This is a genomic window from Litorimonas haliclonae (genome assembly GCF_965138505.1).
Taxonomy (GTDB): domain Bacteria; phylum Pseudomonadota; class Alphaproteobacteria; order Caulobacterales; family Maricaulaceae; genus Litorimonas; species Litorimonas haliclonae.
This window is the reverse complement of the sequence record NZ_CBCSCO010000002.1, coordinates 465,534-485,436: the sequence shown is the minus strand read 5'-3', so window position 1 is coordinate 485,436 and position 19,903 is coordinate 465,534. Positions and strand designations below refer to the sequence as shown.

General features: G+C 51.7%; 17 protein-coding genes and 1 tRNA gene. 9 read left to right on the top strand and 9 right to left on the bottom strand.

Features of this window, described 5'->3' with window-relative positions; all coding sequences use genetic code 11:
• Positions 1-16: 16 nt before the first annotated feature.
• The gene (locus tag ACNA05_RS06510) at positions 17-679 is read left to right on the top strand and encodes a nitroreductase (RefSeq protein WP_415810611.1); all 663 of its coding nucleotides are present in this window, start codon (positions 17-19) and stop codon (positions 677-679) included.
• A 10-nt stretch (positions 680-689) separates the two neighbouring features.
• On the opposite strand, the gene ACNA05_RS06505 is transcribed toward ACNA05_RS06510, so the two are convergent.
• From ACNA05_RS06505 to ACNA05_RS06495, 3 genes are all read right to left on the bottom strand, one after another.
• Complete coding sequence (locus tag ACNA05_RS06505; RefSeq protein WP_415810610.1) at positions 690-1,625, bottom strand: hypothetical protein; 936 nt, start codon at positions 1,623-1,625, stop codon at positions 690-692.
• 258 nt (positions 1,626-1,883) lie between these two features.
• Entirely contained in the window at positions 1,884-2,459 is a 576-nt protein-coding gene (gene msrA, locus ACNA05_RS06500; RefSeq protein WP_415810609.1) for a peptide-methionine (S)-S-oxide reductase MsrA, read from the bottom strand.
• Between the two features lie 10 nt (positions 2,460-2,469).
• Positions 2,470-3,216, bottom strand: coding sequence for an N-formylglutamate amidohydrolase (locus tag ACNA05_RS06495; RefSeq protein WP_415810608.1), 747 nt, complete (start codon positions 3,214-3,216; stop codon positions 2,470-2,472).
• A gap of 248 nt (positions 3,217-3,464) precedes the next feature.
• Here ACNA05_RS06495 and ACNA05_RS06490 point away from each other — a divergent pair.
• From ACNA05_RS06490 to ACNA05_RS06480, 3 genes are all read left to right on the top strand, one after another.
• A tRNA-Ser gene (locus ACNA05_RS06490) sits at positions 3,465-3,555 on the top strand.
• A gap of 53 nt (positions 3,556-3,608) precedes the next feature.
• The gene (locus tag ACNA05_RS06485; RefSeq protein ID WP_415810607.1) at positions 3,609-4,181 is read left to right on the top strand and encodes an NUDIX domain-containing protein; all 573 of its coding nucleotides are present in this window, start codon (positions 3,609-3,611) and stop codon (positions 4,179-4,181) included.
• Positions 4,182-4,202: 21 nt separating this feature from the next.
• Positions 4,203-5,354 (top strand): GNAT family N-acetyltransferase, encoded by a 1,152-nt coding sequence (locus tag ACNA05_RS06480; RefSeq protein WP_415810606.1) that lies wholly within the window; start codon positions 4,203-4,205, stop codon positions 5,352-5,354.
• On the opposite strand, the gene ACNA05_RS06475 is transcribed toward ACNA05_RS06480, so the two are convergent.
• A complete protein-coding gene (locus ACNA05_RS06475; RefSeq protein ID WP_415810605.1) occupies positions 5,351-5,869 on the bottom strand; it encodes a hypothetical protein in 519 nt (172 codons plus the stop codon). The two genes, ACNA05_RS06480 and ACNA05_RS06475, sit on opposite strands and share 4 nt — an antisense overlap.
• 102 nt (positions 5,870-5,971) lie before the next feature.
• Between ACNA05_RS06475 and ACNA05_RS06470 the strand changes: the two genes are divergently transcribed.
• The 3 genes from ACNA05_RS06470 to ACNA05_RS06460 all read left to right on the top strand — a co-directional run bounded on the left by ACNA05_RS06470 (position 5,972) and on the right by ACNA05_RS06460 (position 10,613).
• On the top strand, positions 5,972-6,514 hold the full coding sequence (locus tag ACNA05_RS06470) for a hypothetical protein (protein WP_415810603.1): 543 nt from the start codon (positions 5,972-5,974) through the stop codon (positions 6,512-6,514).
• 99 nt (positions 6,515-6,613) lie between these two features.
• Positions 6,614-8,572, top strand: coding sequence for a cation:proton antiporter (locus ACNA05_RS06465; protein WP_415810601.1), 1,959 nt, complete (start codon positions 6,614-6,616; stop codon positions 8,570-8,572).
• Positions 8,573-8,672: 100 nt separating this feature from the next.
• Positions 8,673-10,613 (top strand): transglycosylase domain-containing protein, encoded by a 1,941-nt coding sequence (locus tag ACNA05_RS06460; protein ID WP_415810600.1) that lies wholly within the window; start codon positions 8,673-8,675, stop codon positions 10,611-10,613.
• Positions 10,614-10,719: 106 nt separating this feature from the next.
• Here ACNA05_RS06460 and ACNA05_RS06455 read toward each other — a convergent pair whose 3' ends face one another.
• From ACNA05_RS06455 to ACNA05_RS06445, 3 genes are all read right to left on the bottom strand, one after another.
• On the bottom strand, positions 10,720-12,387 hold the full coding sequence (locus ACNA05_RS06455; protein WP_415810599.1) for a dipeptidyl-peptidase 3 family protein: 1,668 nt from the start codon (positions 12,385-12,387) through the stop codon (positions 10,720-10,722).
• 127 nt (positions 12,388-12,514) lie between these two features.
• On the bottom strand, positions 12,515-12,946 hold the full coding sequence (locus ACNA05_RS06450) for an HIT family protein (protein WP_415810598.1): 432 nt from the start codon (positions 12,944-12,946) through the stop codon (positions 12,515-12,517).
• 66 nt (positions 12,947-13,012) lie between these two features.
• A complete protein-coding gene (locus ACNA05_RS06445; protein ID WP_415810597.1) occupies positions 13,013-13,912 on the bottom strand; it encodes an SDR family oxidoreductase in 900 nt (299 codons plus the stop codon).
• A 36-nt stretch (positions 13,913-13,948) separates the two neighbouring features.
• Here ACNA05_RS06445 and ACNA05_RS06440 point away from each other — a divergent pair, with 36 nt between their 5' ends.
• Positions 13,949-14,659 (top strand): tetratricopeptide repeat protein, encoded by a 711-nt coding sequence (locus ACNA05_RS06440; protein ID WP_415810596.1) that lies wholly within the window; start codon positions 13,949-13,951, stop codon positions 14,657-14,659.
• Positions 14,660-14,718: 59 nt separating this feature from the next.
• Here ACNA05_RS06440 and ACNA05_RS06435 read toward each other — a convergent pair whose 3' ends face one another.
• Complete coding sequence (locus tag ACNA05_RS06435) at positions 14,719-17,220, bottom strand: S9 family peptidase (RefSeq protein ID WP_415810595.1); 2,502 nt, start codon at positions 17,218-17,220, stop codon at positions 14,719-14,721.
• Positions 17,221-17,389: 169 nt separating this feature from the next.
• On the opposite strand from ACNA05_RS06435, the gene ACNA05_RS06430 reads away from it, so the two are divergent.
• On the top strand, positions 17,390-18,856 hold the full coding sequence (locus tag ACNA05_RS06430) for a TrkH family potassium uptake protein (RefSeq protein ID WP_415810594.1): 1,467 nt from the start codon (positions 17,390-17,392) through the stop codon (positions 18,854-18,856).
• A 24-nt stretch (positions 18,857-18,880) separates the two neighbouring features.
• On the opposite strand, the gene ACNA05_RS06425 is transcribed toward ACNA05_RS06430, so the two are convergent.
• On the bottom strand, positions 18,881-19,828 hold the full coding sequence (locus ACNA05_RS06425) for an Hsp33 family molecular chaperone HslO (protein ID WP_415810593.1): 948 nt from the start codon (positions 19,826-19,828) through the stop codon (positions 18,881-18,883).
• Positions 19,829-19,903 lie beyond the last annotated feature (75 nt).

The following is a 19,903-nucleotide window of genomic DNA, read 5'->3' as shown; positions in this document are numbered from 1 at the left end:
GAAAACAGGATAAACCATGACCCTTAAAAACCTCCTTGAAAACCGTTACTCTGTTCGGGGCTTCAAGCCTGACCCCGTTGACAAAGAGCTATTGAAATCAATCTTTTCTCAGGCCCAAATGTCGCCGTCAAATTGCAACGTGCAACCTTGGGAGCCGCTGGTTGTGAGCGGTGAAATGCGGGATAAAGTCTCGAACGCCATGCTGAAATCCGTCATGTCAGGTAATCCTCCCAATCCAAAATTTGATTGGGTGACGCGATATCAGGACGAGCATCGGCAACGGCAATTCGGCTCCGCCAATGCACTTTACTCCGCCATGAATATCAAGCGTGAGGATAAACAGGCCCGCAACATGGCCATGCTCCGCAATTGGCAATTTTTCGACGCCCCCCATGCCGTCTTTTTTACGATGGAAACCTATATGGGAATTATGGGCGCGGTGGATGTCGGTATTTACGCGCAGACTCTAAACCTACTTTTCGCTGAGAATGGCATTCAGAGCTGTATGCAGGGCGCGCTGGGGCAATTTCCTGATGAAGTTGAAAAGCTCCTGGACATCCCGGACTCCAAAGGCATCTTATTTGGCATGTCTTTTGGATATGAAGACCCTGACCATCCCGCTAATGCGGCCCGTACAGACCGGGTTGAGCTTGGCGAAGCTGTTAAGTTTTTCTCCTGAAAATTCCTTTCTAAATGACGCCACACGAAAGCGCTCCGCCAAGAGGCGCTTGGCGGAGGACCGTTTTTGGCGAACCTCGAATACGGGGCGGCGCGCGTGAGGCGTATGGTTTTCGCTCATTTTCTTGGCCTTTGTCATCCCGGCCTTGAGCCGGGATCCTTTTGGGGGCGACGATTGGAACATTGTCGTTTGGAACGGGCGGAAAGATGGGAGAGCCTCGGCAATATCCTAACTGCTGCGAGGGCAATGACCCCGGATCGGTGTCCGGGGTGACAACCTTAATTGAGGCTAGCTCCTCTTCCCTCTCCCTCTCGTCCATAGCTGGCCGCACCTCCGCCGCCGCTCTGAACTCCTCCGGCCAAACGGTGATCGGGATTTTTATTCCGGTGAAATTCGCCACCGGTCTGGGATCAAAGTCATACTCGTAATCATAGTATTGCGGATGTTCATTGATCGGATTTTTCAAACGGATTTGCGGCGGCAGTCTGAACCAGCCGTCAAAATCCATCCGGCAAGGATCGCGCAGTATACGTGGATGAATACTGGCTTTCATCAATTCCCGCATTCGGGCGCGGCGCTCGAACTCTTCGGCGTCTGGGGCAGGATGGTCAGGGGGTTTATAGGTTTTACTTGGGGGAACGACCTCCAAAGCCTCTTGGCGATATGTCCAGAGCCGAAGTCGACTCCAACCGCCCAGCTCAGATATCACCCTCTCCCGCCAATCGGTGCGCAGAAGCATGGCCATTTTCTGGCGGCTTCGGAAATGGGCCTGCGAGGCCTGTATCATCCCGCGGACATGCCGCCGTAATTGGCGGGCGAGAGTAAGGGCGGCGTCCGGATAAATAATCGCGGCGAGGAGCTGCGCACAAAGAAGCGTATATTGCGTCCGTAGCGGCGCGAGGTCAGGAAGCGGCTCCCGTAGCGATATGCGGTCCTCAAAGGTCATGAGGCGAATATAGGCGCAATTTTGAAAGCGGGGACGGGATTGTGGAAAGCGGTTTAATCTCAGGACGTTGCGCGAATATAAGAGAGGGTTATTTTCCTCTTCTCGCATGTGGCGAAGAAGATTTGTGACGTAGCAGCAATAATAGGAACTACCCCCTCCTCATCCCCCGCTATCGCGGCGGAGGACCTATATATTAAACCCGCATAAAAAAACGGGCCCTGAGGCCCGCTTTCAATTTTTTGATTATTACCGCTTTCTTCAAGCGCTGGCGCGCTCCGGTATCGGGCACGTCACGCCGGTTGGCCCGTGCGCGCAATAACCTTGCGGATTCTTCGCCAGATATTGCTGGTGGGAATCCTCTGCCGGGTAATACTCCGGCGCGTCTCTTATCTCCGTTGTAACAGTTCGGCCATAAGCTTCCTCATAACGTTTGGACGCTTCTTTTGCAGCGGCCATCTGTGCGTCGCTATAGGTAAAGATTGCACTGCGATATTGTGTGCCGCGATCATTACCCTGACGATTGCCTTGAGTCGGGTCATGGTTTTCAAAAAAGACTTTTAGGAGTTCTTCGAATGTGATGACTTTGGGATCATAAACGACGTGCACCATTTCCGCATGTCCAGTCGAACCGGAACAGACGAGTCTATAATCCGGCGAGGGGTGCGTGCCGCCAGAATAACCAACAGAAGTCACATAAACGCCATCCAGTTTCCACAAAATGCGTTCCGCGCCCCAGAAACAGCCCATGCCGAACTGAACCTGCTGCATTCCATCCGGAATATCACCGAACATGGAATTTCCATTTACATGATGTTTATCGATAGTCGCGAGCATAGTAATCTCCTTAAGTCGAAAGGGGCGAAACTGTCCCGTTAATAATCGGCTCTATACAGTCCGCGAGGAGAGCGGCAATTTGCCGAGCTTTCTCTTCCGTATCAATATGGTCCTGCCTTATCTCGATTGCAAGATGACGCAAGGCAGGCGACGTGACATGCGTATCCATAGTGTGATTATAATATTCCGCCGAATAAGGCTCGTTCACTTCGACCGTGAAATTTTGAGGCAACTCCACTAGATTTTGCCGCAAAACCTCCGCGCTACTGGGGTCATGCTTTACAAGCAGACCAAAATCCATCGACCGTTTTTCGCCTGTATGGGGGTGCGGCGTGAAGCTATGAATATAGATAACGAACGGATTTCCGAGCGCTTTTAGGGTTGCGTTCACTTGATTGTGATAGGGTTGATAATACCTTTCGATCCGTTGCTGGACATCCTTCGCAGATAAATTCGAATTCCCAGGTATTTTCGTTCCGTCGCTAATTTCGGGCACTAGGTCAATCGCGTCCGTGCCCCGGTTTGGATCAATAACCAGCCGGGAAAACCCCGCCAATTGTCCCACACATCCGAAATGCTCGCATAGCTGCCGAATGACGGTTTCTGTCCCAATATCCCAGGCGATATGCCGCGTCAGATCTTCGCCGCTCAATCCGAGGTTATTAAGCTCCGACGGAATTTGGTTGGACGCATGATCTCCGAAAACAAAAATGTCATGATTGCCCTTTTCAGGAATAAGTTTGAATGGCTCTGTCATTCCTCCCACTTGGCGCATATTACGCTATTGTGCCAGTAAAGTTTCGATGCTAATGGCCCGCGCTTACATGTGGGTAAGCCTTCGCTTATTCAGAAAACCCCTCGGCGTTTGCCGAGGTCAATGCCTCAGAGGTGAGGTGGCCGAGTGGTTTAAGGCGCACTGCCCGCGCCGCATAGCGGCGCAAACATTAAAGATAAGCGTGCGCTTATCTCAAACCCCTCGGCGTTTGCCGAGGTCAATGCCTCAGAGGTGAGGTGGCCGAGTGGTTTAAGGCGCACGCTTGGAAAGCGTGTTTAGGTTTGTAGCCTAACGTGGGTTCGAATCCCATCCTCACCTCCAGCGGGCCTCTACTCTTCCCTTTACCCCCGCGCCTCATTCGCTAAACCCAGCCCATGACCAAACCGCTCCCCCCTTCTCCGCCCAATCCTTGGGTGACGAAATCGACCGAGACTGTTTACGAAAATCCATGGATGCGTGTGGAAGCTAATCCTGTGGAGCTACCGGATGGGTCGGACGGCGTGTACGGGGTTGTTCGGTTTAAAAATCGCGCCGTTGGCATAATTCCTTATCAGGACGGAATGATTTGGATGGTTGGGCAGACCCGCTACGCGCTAGACGAATATAGCTGGGAGATTCCTGAAGGCGGCGTGCCCGAGGGCGAAAACATGATTGAGGCCGCCAAGCGGGAGCTGAGAGAGGAAACGGGTTTGACGGCCGAGACTCTGACCCATCTTTTTGATGTACACACATCTAATTCCATAACCGATGAATGGGGACAAATTTATCTGGCGACGGGTTTAAGCGAGGGAGAGACGGAGCCCGAGGCATCCGAAGATATTACGCAGCTCAAGCTCTCAATCGAAGACGCGATCACTCATATCGAAGACGGACGCATCACGGATTGCATGACAATCGCGGCCGTCTACAAACTCCGCCTCTTACAGCTTTCTGGTGAACTTGATTAGGCTCTAGCCGTAAGGATTATAATGGAATCCTCTTCAGAGACATTTAGCGCGCGTATTCTCACTCAGATCAATGAGGTGAGTGAGGCCGAATGGGATGCCCATTTACCAGATGGTTCACACCCGTTTCTGAGCTGGCGGTTTCTGCACGCTTTGGAAGCGAGCGGCTGCGCGGCGGACGAGACAGGTTGGATCCCGCGTCATATCTGGTTGGAGGACGAAAAAGGAAACTCTCTCGGCGCGGCGCCGCTTTATGCAAAGCTCCACAGCCAAGGCGAATATGTTTTCGACCATGGATGGGCGGACGCCCTCGCCCGCGCAGGAGGGCAATATTACCCGAAATTGCAATGCTCCGTGCCTTTTACGCCTGCGACAGGCCCGCGCCTCTTGGCAACATCGCCCGCCCATAAGCGGGCCCTGGCCACGGCTATGGTGTCGGCGTGTCAGCAGTGGGAGATGTCAGGAATCCATCTGACATTTCTGCAAGAGAATGACCGGAAGGTCTTAAATGAAATGGGCTTTGCCGCACGCGAGGACAGGCAATTTCATTTCATCAATCGTGACTATAAAGATTTTGACTCATTTCTCGCCAGCCTAACCAGCCGTAAACGTAAAAATATCCGCAAGGAGCGCAAAGCCGCCCAAGAGGGCGTAGTCATAAAGCGGCTGACGGGTGATGATTTAAAAGACGAGCACTGGGACGTCTTTTACCAATGTTATCTGGATACCGGGCAGCGCAAATGGGGCCGCCCTTATTTGAACCGTGAATTTTTCGCCCGAATGCAAGAAACTATGCGGGACGATATTTGCCTGGTTATGGCGTGGGTGAACGGCGACCCTATTGCCGCGGCTTTGAATTTCATCGGCTCTGATGCGCTTTACGGGCGCAATTGGGGAGCTCTAATTGATAAGCCATTCCTGCATTTCGAACTTTGCTACTATCAGGCCATCGAAGCCGGGCTGGAAAGAGGGCTACCGCGTGTCGAAGCTGGCGCGCAAGGCGAACATAAGCTTTCGCGCGGCTATGAGCCTGTGGCGACTCACAGCGCGCATTACCTGGCCCATCCGGGTTTACAGGCGGCGGTGGAAAACTACCTCGTCCGAGAACGGGAAGCCGTCGAACATGAAATTAAAATTTTAGATCAGCATACGCCGTTTAAAAAAAGTGAGGGCTAGAGTGCACTATTTTTCTTGGCGATTTCGCTTTCAAGCGCATAATCCATGCCGCGCATACAGCTCTCAAATGTTGGATCAAGCGCGTAGCCTTTACCGTCTTCCCAATAAAGATAACCACCCGATTTTGCCTCGCAGGCAAGCCAATCCTGCATATTTGATCCGCCGCCCACTTTAGCAAAGGATATATCAGGAATAACCGGCAATGGTTCGGATTGATAATATCCGGTGCCCGTTACCTGAGCCGGAGGTGCTACAGCCTGCTCTGTTCGAGCCGTGGCGAGTGTTTCTGCCTGACCGGGATTTTCATAAAGTACGACTTCGTAGTTTTCGCGCTCGTTAAACACATAAGCCTGTTCCGGTGCTGGACGAAGCAAAGACACCACAGGCTTATAGAAGAAATTGGCGGTGTTTTCGGTCGCGTTCCAAGCAAAATCGCCAACTGCGCCCAATTGTGCGCACCCTGCAATGGCCAGCGTAGCCACACTCAACATCGCAGCTTTTAAAAACTGTCTCATTCTGCTCTCCGTAAATGAATATGAGAGAAGTCATACAATTTCTGTGCCAATGTCCGTAAAGATAGGTTAGGCCTACAGATTATGATGAATGAAGGACGACGCATGACAAAGAAGACGAATGTGACTTCCCCGCGCCCCAATCGGTTGGAAAAGCTGGCCGAAGCCGCCCAGACTTACGGAAATCGCAGTTTCCACAACTATTCCCAGATCCGGAATGTTGCCGAAACCCTGCGCGACGAATTTTGCCTCTTTCTGGATGAAGACCGCCTGTGCGTATTTCTCGTCCCCCCAAAGGGCCCGTTTGCTGCAGCAAATGCTGGTTCCGCCGCTTTTTCTGTTTCCGGGAAAGGCTTTTTACCCCTTGAGCCGATTAGTTTTGGTCTCGCAGTCGCGATCACAAAATTCGGCGATTACATGCGCCTTGTCATTACCTGCCGGAAAGAAGGCGGCTATATGTATATTAGCCCCGAAAAGGGCCGGGAACATAAACTCAGCCTGCCGATTAATGACACCGAAATGGACGCCCTGATTGAAGGGCTCTATGCTCATCTGATGGAATATTTCCAAGACGGCGTCGATGCTTATGACAATGGGGATTACGGAAATACGGATATCGGGTTTGATATTCTACGAATGAATAGCTAAATAGGACGGGGCTGTTGCGTGAATCGCCGAACGCTCGGTGGCAATGTAGGCCATGCCCAACTTGTAAATCGATACTTTCGAGTTTGATAAAGGAATAGCATGGCGGTTGATATTGCCCATCACGCGGTAAGTGCCTTACCTCTTAAAATTGCCCTCATCGGCACTCTTGGCATTGGCGCCCAATGGCTAGCTTGGCGCTTACAGCGACCAGCAATTGTGCTCATGGCTATTTCAGGCCTGATCTTCGGCCCTCTCCTTGGCTATCTCCTCGGGTTTAACCTACCGGGCCCCATTGAGCATTTGTTCGAACAGTTGCGGCTCGATCCGGTAAACGACTTTGGAGAGCTCTATCGACCCATGATTGGACTGGCCGTGGCAATTATCCTCTTCGAAGGGGGGATGAATCTCCGGTTTAGGGATTTAAGCGACACACGCCATGCCGTCGGGCGTATGGTTTTTGTTGCCGCCCCCATTGCCTGGGTTTTAGGCACTCTTGCAGCGCATTACATCGTCGGCCTAGCGTGGGATATTTCCGTAATGGTGGGGGGTCTGTTCATTGTGACCGGACCCACCGTTATCATGCCCTTGCTTCGTCAGGCCCATCTGAAAACCCGTCCCGCCAATGTGTTGAAATGGGAAGGGATTGTAAATGATCCCCTTGGAGCGCTTTTTGCGGTCGGCGGATATGAATTTATCCGCTTCTCTTTGACCGAAGCCTCTATGTTCTTTGTCTTTGGTAAGCTCGCATTTGCAGCGATTTTCGGCACTCTCGTCGGGATAGTCTCGGGTATTGGTATGGCCTGGGCCTTCCGCCGCGGACACATCCCGGAATATCTTAAAGCCCCTATCGTCCTCGCCTGGGTCTTGCTCATATACGTTATCGCGAACCGTTTGGCAGATGAGACAGGTCTCTTGGCTGTTACGGCCCTCGGCATGACAATGGCAAACACCAAATTTGCGGCCATGGTGGAAATGCGCCGCTTTAAAGAGAACATCGCGATTATTCTTGTCTCCGGCGTGTTCGTGATTTTGACCGCCACTTTGACTCCGGCCATTCTGCGAGAGTTTGTCACAAACTGGCGCGTTCTTGCTTTTGTTTTAACCATGATGATCCTCGTCCGGCCAATAGCGGTGATGGTGTCGACGCTTTTTTCCGGACTTACCTGGAAGGAAAGCATTCTTATTAGCTTTATCGCCCCTCGCGGGATCGTGGCTGTAGCAGTTGCGGGTCTTTTTGCTGCAGAGTTGAACGCGCTAGGTCGAGCGGATGGTACACTCTTCGTCCCGCTTGCCTTTGCCCTTGTATTTGCCACCGTTCTATTCGCAGGGTTTCTCATTAGCCCCATTGCGAAAATGCTAGGTCTGGCCGCAGGCGGCGGACAAGGTGTTATGATTGTCGGAGCCAACCCCTGGTCACTGGGACTGGCCAAAGCCATTAAAGATATGGGGATTAACGTGACGGTCGCCGATACAAACTGGCGACGTCTTCGCGGCGCCCGTCTGGAAGGGCATCAAACTTTTTACGGCGAAGTTTTATCGGAAAATGCTGATTACTCCCTTGATCACTCAGCCTTTAACGTTCTTATCGCAGCAACGCCGAATGACGCTTATAACTCGCTCGTTTGCGTTGAATTTGCCCCCGAACTTGGGCGCCACCGCGTCTTTCAAGTGCCTGCGCAAGAAAATGATGAGGAAGACGGCGATACAATTGCCTTTACGTCTCGGGGTCGCACGCTGACCTCCCGCGGCCGCAGCTTTGATGCGCTTACGCGTGACTGGTGGGGCGGCTGGCGCTTCCGCTCGACCAACCTGTCTGAAGCTTATACGCTAGAGGATCTCTATAATGACCGCGGCAATGATGTAGACCTCATCTTGACCAAACGTCAGGATGGCACGATTGATTTCATTCAGCCCGGACAAGAGTCCCGCGCCGAGGGCATGACCGTGCTGAGCTTCTCGCCTCCGCCCAAAGAAAAACAGGAAAAAGGGGCTATTCGCGGCGAAGGCGCCAAGAAGTCTGGAGGTCTTGCCGGGCCTTCGAAACCACTGCCCTCGTAGCTGTATTATTCTACCGATGGCAGTCGGCGTTAAACCCGTCTTAAAGGGTTGGAGCGCAGAACAGGGCTAACGCCTTATTAACCCTGTTACCTAGAGTGCCATGCGCGAGTTTCTGACATCATTGCGTTTTCCTGACTGGCAGCCGCCTGCCCTCCCCCCCAGAATCAAGTCAGGCTTGAAATTTGCAGCCGTGGGCGTCGCGCTCACTACCTATATCTGCGGCATGGCCGGCTTTGGGGCCTTTGCCCTAGCGGCGCGGGATTTACCTGATCCGAAACGGCTTTGGGAAAATCAACGCCCCGTCAGCGTACAAATCGTCGACAGGCAAGGACGGGATATTTTAGTTCGCGGGGCCACGGTTGCGCCGCGCGTTAAAGTCGACCAACTCCCATTTCATATCCCGCTCGTCATGCTCGCCGTCGAAGACAGGCGGTATTTTAGTCATATCGGCGTCGATCCCGAAGCGCTCAGCCGGGCTGTTGTTGCTAACCTAAAGGCAGGAAGATATGTTCAGGGCGGCTCGACCCTGACACAACAGCTTTCCAAAAATGTGTTTCTCTCGCCTGACAAAACTTTGCGCCGTAAGGCTCAGGAAATGATGATGGCTCTCTGGCTGGAGCGGAGCTTTACTAAAGAGGAAATTCTCGAGCTTTATCTTTCCAAAGTGTATTTCGGCAGCGGGGCCTGGGGACTGGAAGCAGCCTCGAAACGCTATTTCGATAAGCCGGCCGCAAAGCTGAACCTGCCGGAAACCGCCATGCTCGCCGGGTTGTTGAAAGCGCCATCGGCTTATAATCCCGTCAACAACCCGGACAAAGCCGCCGCCCGGACCAAGGTCGTGTTGGATATTCTCAGGGATCAGAATATTATAGATGCCAAGATGTATGAGACGTCCCTGCGTTACCCCATCCGCATCCACAGACCGCAATCTGATAACTCCGCCCAATATTTTGTTGATTGGATTTGGTCCGACATAGAACGCGTGCTGGGCGGCCCGCCTGGACAGGATGTTGTCGTGCAAACGACGCTTGATATGACCGCGCAGAGCTACGCCCAAAGGGCCGTATCAAAGCATCTGGATAAAGACCGCCGTGCCGACCAAGCCGCCCTGGTCAGCCTGGACGGGACAGGCGCCGTCATCGCCATGATTGGCGGCGCGTCTTATTCCGAGAACCAGTTCAACCGGGCGGTGAACGCCGAACGGCAACCCGGCTCGGCTTTTAAGCCGTTCGTCTACCTTACTGCTATGGAAGCCGGAATGAGTCCGTGGGATATGCAGGTCGACGCGCCGATTACAATCAAGAGCCGTATTGATAGTTGGTCCCCCCGAAACTTTAAAAAAGAATATGCCGGCAATATTTTACTCGAAGATGCTTTTGCCAAATCAATTAATACTGTCGCGGTCTCCATCGCCGAAGACGTCGGGAGAGAGAGGGTCGTTGCCACAGCAGAGCGATTCGGCCTCGGTCCGCTCAAACCCTTACGGAGTGTCTCCCTCGGCGCGCAAACGACAACGCCGCTTCATTTGACCCGGGCTTATCTTCCCTTTTCAAACTGGGGGAAAATGGCCGAGCCTTATGGAATTATCTCTATTTCGACGGCCGAGGGGTCGCCGCTTTACGACGCTGCGACCCCCGAGCTTACCCCCGTGATGGATCTAACCCATCTGGCGCAGATGAATCGCCTCATGATGCATACTGTCGAAAGCGGCACGGGCGGACGCGCGCGTATCCCCGAGCGCGATATTGGCGGGAAAACCGGGACAACAAATGATTTTCGCGATGCGTGGTTTGTCGGCTATCACCCGGACCTAGTGACAGGGGTTTGGGTCGGGAATGACGAAAACGCGCCGATGAAACGCGTAACGGGCGGGACCATTCCGACAGAGATATTTCACGACTATATGGAAGGCACGCTGCAATTTTGGCCTAAGTCTGAATTGATGGTCGCGACGGAACCTAACCGCGTCACGCAGCAGCGTAGCCGCAAAGATCGCTCACTCGACACCCTGCTGCAAACGATAGAAAACACCCTGCCTTAAAAATTAAGACAGGGCGAAGTAACTGTTTCGCGCCGTTTATGAAGGCCCGTTGTTAAGAGGGACGTTCATCTATTTCGATCAGGTTGCGAAGTTCGGCGCCGCTGAATTAGATCTCAGACGGGTAGACGGGACGGATATCGTAAGGAATATCTTCAAGCTTCCCGAGCGCTGCTTTTGCAGGTTCGTCGAGCTTCACATATGTCTGCAAAAAGGTTTCCGTTGCCTCATAGCTGCCATCACCCTGTAAGCGCACCACTTCTCCGGTCAGATCGGAAATAGACTGTTCCAACACATCAAAGTCTACGCGGTAGCGTTCTTGGTCCGGAAGCCATTCGGCGGCTCCTGTTTGCATATAATAATTATACTGGAACGCCGCCCCTTTGGCATGGGCTTCGGTAATACCAAACCGCATTGAGCGAAACAGCCCCGTGAAATACGTCGCTAGAAACTCTTTTTTCTCAGCAGATGGCAATTCACCGCGTTCCATCATATGAAGGATATTATAGGCGCCCATAACGTCGGCCTTTCCCTCTTCCACACCGGAATAGAGGTCTTTCAGCTGCGCACTCACGCTTGTTTCCTCTCCGTCCACCGTGATGTTTCCGGGGCCGAGAGAATGGGAGAGTTCATGAAAGAGCGTATTATAGCTCATATATTTTTTAGTAGTCAGTTCAGCTTGCTCGCGTACCAAAACACGTTCGCCAATCGGGGCGAGAATGCGGTCGTATTTCGCGCCGAGCACATTATTTAGAATTACCTTTTTCGCGCCTTTGGCTTCGCGCACCCGCTCATCATTGGGTAAATTAAAAGCAATTGTCTGTACGCCATTCTCGTTATCACCGCCGCCATGAACCTGATAGGTCACAGCAATTGGCGAAGCAAAACCGCGTGAAAAATTCTTGTAACTTTCCTCGACGGGAAGGTTAGCTTCCATATCGCGGAGATAATTTTTATATTTTGCGAGGGCCGCAGATTCTTCGGGATTTTTGATCGTCACGAAACTTTCATAAGCTGTTTTGTAACCAAACAATCCATCATCATAAACTTCGTAAGGGCCGATCGCGACTTCGATATCACCGTCTAAATCCATCCAGGCCATTTCTGATTCAAAATAATCATCATCCAAAAAGGCATCGGCGCGCAGATTTAGAAACTTTTTCAAATTTGCATTCTCGGACAGCTCCGCAGCTTCGCGCATAAGCTGCGCCGCCGGTTTAAGAAACTCGGCATATTCGACGTGATATGGAATAGCTTTTAATCCGCCGTCTTCCGTGCGGCGAATAACCGTATAACCGGAGGTGAAAGCCTCCTCGTCTTCGGGATGGGCCGCAATCCAGTCCTCAAATTCCTGACGCGTCATATCAGCCGGATAAAACCCGGCCCCCTCAGGACATTCATTATTGCCGTAAAAAGCAAAATCACCCTCTAGGCTATCACAAGGCCCGTAATGGAGATCAAACATAGCGAGCTGGGTTTTGGAACCATTCTGCGCGATCTCTTCCCTCAGAGCCGGATAATTCGCCCCTCTTTGGCGGAGATAAATTTCGGAAAGGTATTCGCTGGCCTCTATTAGCTTGTTCACCACTGCTTTCTCAGACGCGCTTAGAAAGCTTGTGTCCGGGTTCATATCGACTTGAGCAAATTTTTGATATTGCGCGGCGACATCATATTCCGTGCCGTCTTCCATCATCATTTTCGGAGCGGTTGCGCAGGCCGAAACCAGAGCCGCAGTTGAAAGAGTTAGAAGTGAGGTTTTAAGAAGCGAAGAGCGCATGAATTTATCCTTTATCTATCTATTCGAGACCGCCTGTGGCGCAAAATGGAACGTTATCGGATTTAAAACCGCGCAGCCCGCCTCTTATTAAAGGCATAGTAATCACAGACAGGGAAGAGGCCAAGCTTTAAAGCTGAGCGGCGATTTCTCCGGCCAGTAACTTCAGCGCGTCCATATCCCCGGATTTGGCGTCGCCATGCCCCGAAAAGGCTTCGCCTTCAAATTTCGGTATGACATGTACATGAAGGTGGAAGACAGATTGTCCAGCCGGAGCCCCGTTAAACTGAGTTACAACTATTCCGTCCGGATTAAAGGCTTTGTCCACAGCTTGGGCGACCCGCTGAACCGTGCCGAACAAACGCCCGATGTCTTTAGGGGCGAGTTCCAGCAGATTGCGAACAGGGCTTTTGGGAATCACGAGGCAATGACCGCGTGATTGCGGAAACGCATCCATAATAACGAGCGTGTCCTTATCCTCATGAACTTTTGCTGACGGTATTTCACCGTCAATAATTTTGGCAAAGACATTGCTTGGGTCATATTCGGCGTGAAGGGTCATGACTTAAGCCTAAGGCTTATAATCGGAAATGTCAGCAGGGGTTTTGAATTAATTACGAGGTGTATCCTAAGCCTCCGCGTCTAGAGTCGCTCGAAGGCCGTCCTTGTAATCTCTATACTTAGGTGACCAATCCAATTCACGTTTCGCGCGGCTGATGTCCACACGTTTGGTTTCGCTGTAAAAGCTACGAGCCATTTTAGACACGCTTTCATCATCCATTCCTACCCGAGGAGGTTTTTTAGCGCCTATAAGTTTGGCAGCATAGTCCAGAACATCTTGCGGCGGGGCCGGATGACCATCTGCGATATTATAAATTCGTTGCGGGCTAGGCGCTGCGATAGACGCCATCACAGCGGACACGATATCGTCTACATGTATGCGGTTGACAACATGACCTTCCTTTATAACGGCGCGGGCGTCCCCCGTTTTCAGTTTTTCGAAAGGCGCACGTCCAGGGCCGTATATTCCGGCGAGACGAAAAATATGCACAGGCCAGAGCGTCTCGAGCCATTCCATTTCAGCTTCTGCTCTGGCCCGGCCCCGTTTCAAACTTGGCGTTGGCGATTCCCCTTCAAAGGCCCATTGTCCGGCCCGGTTACCATATACACTTGTCGCAGAGAGGTATCCAACCCATTTCGCGTTTATTTTTGCTTGATTTAGTCCCTGAAGAACCGGGTCATAAAACCCGTTTACATCCGATAATTTTTTCGGTGAGATCGAACTTAATATAAGGTCCGCCTGCTCAAATGCATCCCGCAATTCCGGCTCGTTCAAATTCTTAATAACAATCGGAGTGATTCCACACTTTTCTAGCTCTCCTGTAGGGTCATTAGACCGGGTTGTTCCCAGAACATCATAACCTTGCCTTACGAGGGTAGGCGCGAGACGGGAGGCGACATACCCTACCCCCAAAAGTAAAGCCGTTTTGCCCGTCTTAGCTGTCTGCGAATTAATGTGGCTCGGCATTGCTGCGCCGCCCCTCCCCTTGCTAAAGGCGCTCTTATGTTACGACGCCCTTTTATTTGTTTGACCCCTGTCTTATCGGCTGTGTCTGCGGTGGCAATAACCTTTATCGCTCACCCGGCTTTTGCGGACGATATGACGGACGCTTTTGATCAGAAACATAAGCAATGCTTGGAGCGTATCGCCGAAGACTCCGACCTCGCTTATGAAGAAGCTATGATTTGGCGTTCAGAGGGCGGCGGCCGCCGGGCTAAGCATTGCGAGGCGATGGCGCTGTTTTCCCTGGGACATGAGGATGAAGCCGCTCACCGTCTGGATCAACTTGCCAAAGCCTCCGATGGCGGCACTCCAGCGATGAGAGCTGACTTTTATGCAGAAGCCGCGAATTTCTGGCTCATCTCCAATGATCCTAAAAAAGCCTATGCCTCTTCCACAGCCGGATTGAAGTTAAAAGAAAATCATACGGATCTACGAATTGCGCGCGCGCGCGCCTACAGTCTTGAAGGGCGATATGATTACGCGGAAACGGACTTGACCTCCGCTCTTGTTTTTGATCCCGAAAGTGCGGCAGCTTTGCGCTACCGGGCGGATGCGAGAATGCAGCAGGATAGATTAGAAGCCGCTCTCGAGGATATTGAGGCCTCTTTGACGCTTAATCCCGAAAGCGTCGAAACCGCCGTTCTTCGTGGACGCATTAGAGAGGCTATCCGCAAACAGAAAAAACCTGAAACGGTCTCAGAAGCGAATTAACTCTTACGCTAGAACCCAAGACCAAAAGATAAGATTGGGGGCTTTGAGCCCCCATTTTTTTAGCCTTCGTCTGGTAAATCCAGCGTCTCTAGGAAAAATTCGAGAATTTGACGATCGCGGTGAATGCGGTTTTCCGTCTTGCGAAAGCCGTGCTTCTCGCCCGGATACGTCATTACCCGCAAATTCTGCTTTCCGGACGTTTGCATCGCATCCATAAATTTGATGGAGTGACGGAACACGACATTATCATCCGCCATACCGTGGATGAGGAGAATAGGTTCGGTGATGCCGTCAATATGCGCGAAGACACTACTGTTTTCATAGGCACCTTCCGTATAATTCTCTGATTCCGGATTAGGGTCGCCCAAATAGCGCTCGGTATAGGCTGTATCGTAAAGGCTCCAGTCTGTGACAGGCGCTCCGGCAACGCCGCTGGCGTAAATATCTGTCTGACCCAGCATTTGCAGTGTCATATACCCGCCATAAGACCACCCATATATTCCCATACGGTCGTCATCGATAAAGCTCTGAGCGCGTAGGAAATCCGCCCCGGCAATTTGATCTGTCACTTCAACTGTGGCCATCGCTCGGTTCAGACCATCTTCAAAATCCTTACCGTGATTGCTCGCCCCGCGTCCGTCGATTTGAAACACAACAAATCCGTGATGGGCGAGCATTTGAGCGAATTGGTTTCGAAAATCGCGTTTGACTCTCTGAACGCCCGGACCGTTATAGACGATTGTAATGCTCGCGCGTTCTTGCCCGGCTTTCAAATCAAGCGGTTTGAATAGCATATAGTCGAGTTTGGTGCCGTCTTTACCACTGATCTGCCCAAATTCTGGTGTGATGTGGTTAGATAAATACGGATCGTATGGATGGTCACCATCCAGCTTGTTTTCGTTAAGCCACGCCAAGGGCGTCCCATCGGCATTGAAAGCGCGAGTTTGTGGGGGCGTGTCAACGCTGCTGTAAGTTCCGATATAACGCGTACAATCCTGATTAAAACTGGCAGAATGCTGACCCGCCCCTTGGGTGATTTGGGTAACGGTGCCTGCAAATTCATTTGCAGAATTGTCTTCCTCCGCATCATCTGTTTCAGTTTCGTCCGCTTCAGTGCTGGATTCTGCGTCGGACTCCTCTGTTTGGGAGACTTTGAAAATATGATTTTCCAAAGGGCTATCCTGCCAACCGGAAACATAAAGATCGCCTGTCTGATTATTTTGGCATAATAAATTATGCACATTCAGATTTTCTGGCGTGAGGGCCGTTATGTCCCCCTGCGTATCAATATTGAAAATTTGGCGGAAGTTATTGCGTTCCGCTGACCATAGAAGGCTTCCATCCGGCTGAGATCTCAAATCATTTCCGATATTCAACCAAGTCGGCGAGGTTTCAGTATATAAAACCTCAGCATTCCCATTGCGAACATTATAGCGGCGGAAGGTATGGGTTTTGTTATCTCGCGACAAAACTCCGGCGACCAACGATTTACCGTCTTCATCCCAGATGACACGCGTTAAATAAATGTCTTCATCGTTTCCGAGATTAAGCCAGCGGGTCTTGCCACCTTTGGCGCTGACAACCCCTAACTTAACTGTCGCATTGGAAGTGCCTGCGAACGGGTAACGTTGGGAAATATTCTCTACCCCATCAGCTCCGAAGTCGAGGCGGTTTTCAATCGCAATTTCGGATTCATCAATTTGAGTATAAGCGACATAGTCAGCCTCTGGAGAAAGCCAAAACCCTGTATTACGATCTAATTCTTCCTGAACAACGAAACTCGCCGTCGCATTACGAACCGTTTCGCTCGCGCCGTCAGAAAGCTGGCGTTCCAACCCGCTTTTCAAATCTTTTATATATAGCTCATTTGCGCGGACATAGGCGACTTTACTGCCGTCGGCGCTCACTTTCGGATCGGTTTCGAACCCTTTCGTGGCTGTGACCTGACGGCTTTCTTTGGCTTCTAGGTCGTAAAGATAAATATCCCCGCCTAATGGGAACAAAAGCAGATTCTCGCCCACCCAGGAATAGGTGATAATACCTTTGCCATATTCACGAGCGCGCTCTCGGCGGTTCTTTTCTTCCTCTGACAGAACTTCAGGCTCTTCGAGCAGATCTGTTGAACTCACCAAAAGTCGGCCTTCCCCCGTCGTCAGATCATACGCCCAAAGGTCTTGTTGTCTGGCGTCGTCCTCGCGGCCCTGCAGAACGGTAATGAATTCTCCGCTAGGCGCAATTTTCGGGCTGGAAAGAGTCTTTCCGGACAGAGCCGGGGAGCCGTTGATGTTTTCCGGAGTAAGAAAACCGTTCCCTGGATCGGCTGTGAGATATGTCTTTGGACGCTGGCGAGTCTGAGCCTGTCTGGCCGCGGCCTGTAAACTGTCCTGAGACGTTGTCGATGAAGACGTTTCGTTCTCACTCACCCGCTCTGAAGGCTCTGCGCCGTCATTATTACAGGCAGAAAGTGTAAGACTGCCGGCCAAAAATGCTGCAAAAGTAGCTCTACGAACTAATGTCGTTTTAAGCGATAGGAAATTGGGTTTTGGTCGGAGAGACGACATTACATAGCCTTGTATCGAACAGCTCTTATAGGAGGTGTCATAAAATGATGTTTCCGTTAAATATCATGCGGACAGGTCATTCAAGTTATTCTCGCAATTGAAGCGCGTCTTTCACGCAAAATTTTGCTTATCGCTTTGCAATTCTTTTCCTTTTGGATAGGGTTTGCCAATGCCGGATTTGCGCCCAGTCTTTTTTGTTATCGGCTTGATGGTCGCCGTTCTGGGCTTACTGATGTTTATACCTATGGGTATTGATGTGGCCTTCGAAGGTCGCTCTTGGCGCGCCTTTGCTGTCTCCGGAATTTTAACTTCCCTTTTTGGCGGAGCGCTTTCCCTGGCAAATTACACACCTAATCCTGATCTTCGCGCCCGGGGGGCTTTTCTCCTTACTGTATTCAGCTGGGTCTCCCTGTCCGTATTCTCCGCTGTTCCGTTTATCATGGAGCCTGTCGGATTATCCATTACGGATGCCCTTTTTGAAGCGACATCCGGTATCACAACGACAGGAGCGACAATCCTGACAGGTCTGGATGATTTGCCAAAAGGCGTATTGCTCTGGCGGGCGATGTTACAATGGATTGGCGGAATTGGTATTATCGTGACGGCTATGGCTGTCCTGCCTATGCTTAAAGTCGGCGGAATGCAGCTTTTCCGGTTGGAAAGCTCAGATATGGGCGAAAAAATTCTGCCAAGGGCGGCCTCTATCGCTATGGCGATTTCTTTGATTTATCTGACCCTGACGCTCGTCTGCGCCATTTTGTACATGGCCGTTGGGATGAGCGGGTTTGATGCCATAGCCCATGCTATGACGACTTTGGCGACGGGTGGGTTTTCCACATCCGATGCGTCTATGGGCGGGTTTATGGATCAGGGGGCTGATCTGGTCGGAATGATATTTATGGTTGCCGGCGGTATCCCGTTTGGGGTTTACCTTCTCATGACGCGTGGTGATTTCAACGCCCCCTTGAAGGACCCCCAAGTCAGAGCTTTTATTTCCGTACTACTGATACTCAGCCTGATGATTGCTTTTGCGCTCTGGCTCGGAACCGAATTTGGCTCGTCTGACAATGAAAGTTTCTGGCACGCTCTGCGGCTTTCGGCGTTTAATACGATCTCGATAGTCACCGGAACCGGCTACGCAACAGCGGACTACAATCTCTGGGGTCCTCTGGCCGTTGCAGGCTTTTTCTGTTTTATGTTTATTGGTGGCTGTGCGGGCTCGACGGCATGTTCTATTAAGATATTCCGATATCAGGTCGCGTTCGAAGGCTTGCGGGCTTATCTTTTCAAAATGCCGCGAAATCATGCCGTAGCCCCCTTGCGCTACGGCGGACGGGTATTGCCGGAAGCCGTTGTTTATTCGGTCTTAGGGTATTTCTTTCTATTCTTTCTGACCTTCGCCGTGACCGCTATTTTACTCTCCATCATAGGTCTAGACCCGCTGACGGCGTGGTCAGGCGCGGGTAGCGCCGTGGCCAATGTCGGACCCGGCTTGGGCGAGATTATCGGCCCGTCGGGAACGTACCAGTCCTTGCCCGGCAGCGCGAAATGGGTCTTGATGACGGCCATGATCACCGGTCGCCTGGAAATCGTTACCGCCCTTGTGGTGCTTAGCCCGGGGTTCTGGCGGAATTAAAATTCAGGGCTTTTGAATTCGGGTTTAGAGCTCGCTCAATTTAAAAATATAATCTGTCGCACAAAACTCGCAATTGGCCTTAATAGTGCCGTCCTCAGCCATATCCTCTAGAGCATCACGCTCGAAGCTTTTCAGCGTGTTTTCCAGACGTTCCTTCGAACATCGACATTGGCCGGAGACCTTATGAGTTTCGACAATGCGGACTCCGTCTTCGTGGAAGAGACGGAAAAGCAATCTGTTCTGGGACAAATCCGGATCAATCAATTCGGCATCACTCAGCGTGCCAAAGAGAGATCGCGCGGTGTCCCACGCCTCCTGGGTATCGCCGCGGGCGCTATCATCAGCAATTTTCTGAATCATCATACCGCCGCCGCGCCAAGAGGGGGCGCTGCCCGCTTCCTGTACCTGTCCCACGGCCAATCGGATTTCCGTCGGGATTTGTTCAGATTGCTCAAAATAATGCTGCGCGCAATCAGATAGGCGTTCACCCTGAATGGCGGCCAGTCCCTGATACTGATCCATGTCTGGGCCCTGATCTATTGTCATGGAAAACGTCCCGCCGCCCAAAAGCGCTTCTGCGCCGGGATTTCGGTTATCAAGTTTGGTCTCTTTCAACTTTGCGTCATCCCATCGGGCATAGCCGCGAATGGCGCCGTCCGTCGTACAGTCCGCCATGAGCAAGCTTACCGCCCCGTCATTTGTACCATGACATTGTACCACCAGACGGCCCTCGAATTTCAGCGCTTGTGTCACGAGGGCGCCAATCAGCATTGCTTCGCCTAATAAGCGGGAAATTTCGTCTGGATAGCGTGACTCTCCCTTCGGGCCAGTCAGAGCGTCATTCAACGCTTCCCCCAAATGCACGGCACGTCCGCGCACAGGTTGGCCGTCCAATTGAAAAACGGTCACTTCATTATCAGTCATTTTATCGAGGTCAGCGATAGGCTGTTTCGTATCGGTCATGGCGCTCATGTGGGGTTGGCATTGCGGGCTTGCAAGGGACGTTATGACAGCGGTCCCTGAAGTTCGTCAGTGTCATAGTAAAAA